Annotated in this window: 5 protein-coding genes; 4 read left to right on the top strand and 1 reads right to left on the bottom strand. The window is 53.9% G+C overall.

Going from position 1 to position 3,459, the window contains the following annotated elements; translation table 11 throughout:
• The 4 genes from ACP5KC_RS09465 to ACP5KC_RS09480 form a co-directional block, all read left to right on the top strand.
• A partial coding sequence (locus tag ACP5KC_RS09465) for a hypothetical protein (protein ID WP_428287394.1) occupies window positions 1-842 on the top strand: 842 nt, incomplete at its 5' end.
• 13 nt (window positions 843-855) lie between these two features.
• Window positions 856-1,143 (top strand): hypothetical protein, encoded by a 288-nt coding sequence (locus tag ACP5KC_RS09470; RefSeq protein ID WP_428287395.1) that lies wholly within the window; start codon window positions 856-858, stop codon window positions 1,141-1,143.
• A complete protein-coding gene (locus ACP5KC_RS09475) occupies window positions 1,140-1,445 on the top strand; it encodes a hypothetical protein (RefSeq protein WP_428287396.1) in 306 nt (101 codons plus the stop codon). The genes ACP5KC_RS09470 and ACP5KC_RS09475 overlap by 4 nt, the downstream gene beginning before the upstream one ends.
• Before the next feature lie 224 nt (window positions 1,446-1,669).
• The gene (locus ACP5KC_RS09480; protein WP_428287397.1) at window positions 1,670-2,836 is read left to right on the top strand and encodes a hypothetical protein; all 1,167 of its coding nucleotides are present in this window, start codon (window positions 1,670-1,672) and stop codon (window positions 2,834-2,836) included.
• On the opposite strand, the gene ACP5KC_RS09485 is transcribed toward ACP5KC_RS09480, so the two are convergent.
• Window positions 2,833-3,066, bottom strand: coding sequence for a CopG family ribbon-helix-helix protein (locus ACP5KC_RS09485; protein WP_428287398.1), 234 nt, complete (start codon window positions 3,064-3,066; stop codon window positions 2,833-2,835). The two genes, ACP5KC_RS09480 and ACP5KC_RS09485, sit on opposite strands and share 4 nt — an antisense overlap.
• Window positions 3,067-3,459: the final 393 nt, after the last annotated feature.

Below are 3,459 nucleotides of genomic sequence, written 5' to 3' on the forward strand. Positions count from 1 at the left end.
AGGAGGCCGCGCAAGAGGGCCAGGGTTCCGGGGTCACCCCTGGCCACAGCGACTACGTCACCCTCGAGTATGACACCTGGGGTAGTTACGGGCAGTACAGGCGCACGATGGCAGTCTTGGTTGATGGTACCGTTATCGACCCGCGGGAGTTTCGTGTACCCAGCCGCTCCGCGACAATGAAGAAGGTGATTACGCTGAAGGATGGAAGGCAGGTGGAGATCATAATTGAGGACGACTCGAGCAGGAAGAACGTACACAGAACCGTGTATGTTCCGGCCGGCGTGGTGTTCGCCGTTGTTGCTGACGCTGCCACCTCAGGAGGCCATAAAGGTTTCAGTATCCGCGAAGGTGAGGGTGAGATCTTTGTGCGTGAGAGGGAGGTCAGGGAGGAGAACGCCGAGTATATCTACGTCTATAAGGTCACGGAAGCCGTCTACAAGGGCGGAACTGTCGAGGCCGTTTTAGCCGCTTGGAAAGAGCTTGCCGCGAAGACGCCCAAGGGCGCGCACCTTAAGATAACCAACCTTGGCGTGAAGATTGAAGTTACCGGGATGACGTATGAGTACAGGGATATCTTTAAGTCATTGGGCTTCGAATGGAACGGTCTAAAGAAGGCATGGGTCGGTCCCGTTGAGAAGTATCCTGCTCTCATTACCGCTCTGCAGGCGAAGAACATCCCATTCGAGGAGGTCAAGAGCGTGAACCTCTTCGAAAAACTTAACGCCATTCTAGAGCAACTGGAGAACCTACTCTCCGCTGTCACGCCCGAGGAGCGCTCCCAGATGGTAAAGGACATCGAGGTCCTGCTCGCCAGGTATAAGGTTATGAGAGTCAGTGAGTGACTGGTGGTAGAGGATGGAGAATATAAGCTGCCGGGAGGCGCTCTACGGTAGCTACAACTTGGCCATCCTCGAGTCTCTTCAGAGAAGAGGAAAAGCTAAAATCGTCGCGGCCGAGGCGGGACTCATCATCTACAAGCCGGCGCCGGATCTCAGCTTCGAGGACATTCTGGCGGCTGTGAGGGAGGCGGCGCCCTGGCTCGACGAGGAGCATGCTCTCCGCGACGCGGCGCTGTTCTGGAGCACGTCCGCCATCGCGCCATACGCGCGCGTCAAGTGCCCCGAGGAGGGGGGTGGCCAGTGAGTGAGACAAAAGTTAGAAACTTTTTGATACGTGAAGAGAGAACGCTTGATTTATACACACGGCTTATTTCTTATCTTGCCTCCCAGCAGGGGAGGCTTGCTGTCGTCTCACTTACAAAGCTACTTAAGAATAAAAGGGATTTTACCCGCTACATTTATGCGTGGCACTACTTTACGAATATAATTCAGAGAGGAGATGTTTTGGTTGACACGCAAAACCGTTTCTGGCTTGTCAAACGAGTATTTAGACGGAGAACCAGGAAATACTCTGTCATGGTCTTCCTTGTTCGTTTTTCTACGTGACGGATCTCAGCTCAAACAACTCATCATATTTAATATGATATTATGATCACTTTCGGCGTACAGAGTATTATTTATATACCCCACGTGTATGATTATAATGAAGGCGGGTGAAAAACATCTACCCGCGGGGTGTATGCGCCCTGGGAACATCCCCCGGCAAAGCCCGCCCCGGGGGACCGCGACTCGGGAAAGGGCTCCGCGGGAAAAATGGGAAAGGTGAGGATATGAGTATGAGTATAAACGAGAGAAAAACCGTAATCATCGGGCACTTCGACACACATGGCGTGACAGCGTCGGCTCTCGCCGTCAAAGCCTTCAACGCCAATGAAGTCTACTGTAACTATCCTCAGACCAGCCCAGAGCAGGTTGTCGCGACACTGCAGAACATGTACGCCGCCAGCCCCTCTCCTCTGCATATAATCCTTGTTGATATACCAATAGATATCAAGAACCCCCAGGCGTTCATACGTGGCCTTGAGGACCTCGCTTCACGTCATAGCGTTACACTCATAGACCACCATGAGACTAGCGTGCAGTTCCTAAGCCAGTTCAGCAGGGTTCGAACAATATTCCTTGGACCCAGCGCTTACGACCTGAACGCGTGGCTGTTGTCACAAGTACCCAACGCGTCAGACATTGACAGAATACTCGCAGTACTTGGGGGTATTGGTGACAGGGACCCCGTTGTGGTTCAACGCGGTCTCTTCACACAGGAGCTGCAAACCCTCGCTGACGGGTTGGACGTCCTTGTGCGTGAGCGCGACGGAGCGCTGAAGACTGTCAGGGCTCTCCTCCAGAACCCCACCGGTGTCTTGGAGGAAGCTAAACAGAGAGCCACACAGATACCTGCTGCGAGGCTCAGTCATAGGATAGGTCCCGTTGCTGTTGCCATAGAGGCTCTGCCTGCACAGTGGGGACCTAAATCCCTCGAGAAGATGGCTTTCAGTGCGGGTGCGTGGTACGGCGTCGGTTGGAGTTATGACCAGAGAAGCAATCAGTGGATAGCGCGTGCTATAATACGCTGGGACATGCAGTCCAAGATGCCATCCCTGCCACTCCCCGGTAGTGTCGCCAGGAGCCTCTGGCCTACGCGCTCCCTCATTGGGCACCCAAGCGCACCTAGCATAGCGGCGACTAGCGAGGACGAAGCCAGGGAGATGGCAGAGCAGTGGGCTAGAGCGCTGAGCGATGCCGCGGTCCGGGGCGTGGCTCCGAGTGTCACTACATTTATCTCAGAGAGCAAGGTAGGAGAGATGATGACAGAGATACTAGCGCGTCTTGAGCGAATCCTCGAGTCACAGCAGCAGATGTATGCAGAGTACCTCGAGCTGAAGAAGCGACAAGTACAGCTCTTGGAGAGAACCACCAGCCAGCATGCCAGGGCAGATTAGGGCAGATTAGCGCTGCGTAAAAACGAACCTTTTTTTCTCTTCTTTTTTTGTTTTTCTTCTTCTTTTTTCTCATCGAGGTTTTTCTCGGCGAGGTGGTCGAGGTAGTGGCGGATCGCGGCGCGGAAAAACTCTGACCGCGTGTAGCCCCGCTCCCCGCAGACCCCGTCAACCGTCTCGAGCAGGCTTCGCGGCAGCGTAACCGCCACCCGCGCGTACCTCTCACGCTCCATATGCTCTCATGTAAATGAGTATTCCATGCATATAAGTATTACGTAAAGAAAAGTGGAAATGACCTGATATGGACCTGGTGTTTTCGTTTTTCCCTGACCTTCCCGGGACCTAGTGGGGCTTAGCAGGTCCTGTTTACGGACCTATTCTGATATTATGAACCTGTTTCAGTAAAAGGCCATGTTCAGGTCCTTTTCAGGTCCCGGCTGTCTTACCGAGGGGACCTGTATCACAGCTGTGTGGTTTGGTCCCGGGACCTAACCCGTGATAGGTCCGTAGCAGGCCCCCGGGGCTGATTATTCCCTGGAGGCCTGGAAAACTAGGTCCCGTCGAGGGCTCCTGTTTTTCCTTAGTTCGGGCTATGTTATGGTTACTTTGCCTCATCGTCCTCTGGG

It is taken from the genome of Infirmifilum sp. (genome assembly GCF_049970975.1).
In the GTDB taxonomy this organism is placed as follows: domain Archaea; phylum Thermoproteota; class Thermoprotei; order Thermofilales; family Thermofilaceae; genus Thermofilum; species Thermofilum uzonense.

What these genes read in the sequence shown, in the direction of transcription:
- ACP5KC_RS09470 (WP_428287395.1), top strand. Translation starts at nt 856, where the DNA reads ATGGAGAATATAAGCTGCCGGGAGGCGCTCTACGGTAGCTACAACTTG.
- ACP5KC_RS09480 (WP_428287397.1), top strand. Translation starts at nt 1,670, where the DNA reads ATGAGTATGAGTATAAACGAGAGAAAAACCGTAATCATCGGGCACTTC.
- ACP5KC_RS09485 (WP_428287398.1), bottom strand. Translation starts at nt 3,066, where the DNA reads ATGGAGCGTGAGAGGTACGCGCGGGTGGCGGTTACGCTGCCGCGAAGC.